This is a genomic window from Parazoarcus sp. PS-13 R2A, from assembly GCF_057621855.1.
Window position 1 is genome coordinate 1 of the sequence record NZ_JBYEXN010000054.1, and the last position, 1,064, is coordinate 1,064.

Annotated in this window: 2 protein-coding genes; both read right to left on the reverse strand. The window is 66.2% G+C overall.

What is annotated here, in order from left to right; translation table 11 throughout:
- Nucleotides 1-302 (reverse strand): ureidoglycolate lyase (locus AC22G6_RS21770; RefSeq protein WP_487368498.1); only part of this gene is annotated, 302 nt, incomplete at its 3' end.
- A gap of 15 nt (nucleotides 303-317) precedes the next feature.
- Nucleotides 318-1,064, reverse strand: a 747-nt coding sequence (gene alc, locus AC22G6_RS21775; RefSeq protein WP_487368499.1) for an allantoicase, incomplete at its 5' end; no start/stop codon positions are given.

Below are 1,064 nucleotides of genomic sequence, written 5' to 3' on the forward strand. Positions count from 1 at the left end.
ACCACCACCAGGTAGGGCTTGCCCGACATCGGGATGAAGGCCTGGCTCGCCAGCGGATGGCGCTCCATCATCTCGACGCGGAAGGGCAGGGCGCGCGGCTGGCCGCGAAAGATGGATACGATCACCCGGCCGTCTGCGCCGGGTTCGATGTTCGCCAGATCGTGGTAACGCTCGGTGTTACCGGCGTTGATGGTGAAGTGCTTTACCGCATCGCTGGCTTCGATAACCTCGCCGAAAGGCGCGAAGGCCTCGCGGCTCAGCGGCTCGACCCGAAGCGGCTGGATGGAGATGGGTGTGGTCATGGTGTGGTCCCGCGCTTACTTCGCGGCGACCTTGCCCCACAGACGCAGACGCGACACGCCACCGTCGGGAAAGATGTTGAAGCGCACGTGGCTCACCGTGCCGAGCTTCGCCAGCTCCTCGACATAGGTGTGGATCGAATCCGCCGCCAGCTTCTGCTCGGGCAGCAGGGTGTGCCAGAACATGCTCTCGGTGGTGATCGAGCGATCGGTGCCGCCGGTCACGAACGCGGCCTGTACCGAGCAGCGGTCGGGGAAGTTGCCCTTGAAGAAGGCGGTGTCGACCTCGATCTTCTCGATCGTGCCCGGCGCGCCCAGCTCGAGCACGCACCAGTCGTTACCGGGCTCGCGGCGGCGGCGGGTCTCCCAGCCGTCACCCATGTTCTTGCCAGGTCCGGGCAGCATCAGCGCCGCGGCCGACGAACCAAAGCTCGCGTCGTTCCACGACACTGCACGACCGCCGTTCTCCATCGCCACCAGATCGACCAGCGCATCAGGTGCAGCATTTTCCAGACCGCCCACCGGGCGCCCATACACCCGCAGACGGGCAATGCCGCCATCGGGGAAGATGTTGACGCGCAGATGCGTCCACGCCGCGTCGCTCGCGCATTCGAGCAGGTGGTGTGCGTTCGGGCCGAGCGGCGTCGCCGGCAGGATCTCGGTCCAGTTTGCCGCCTTGAGTGCCTCGACCTCGTCGGACTCGGACACGCAGGCCTCGATCGAGACCGCCGGCGGATAGTTGCCGGTGAAGTGGCTGGTATCGAC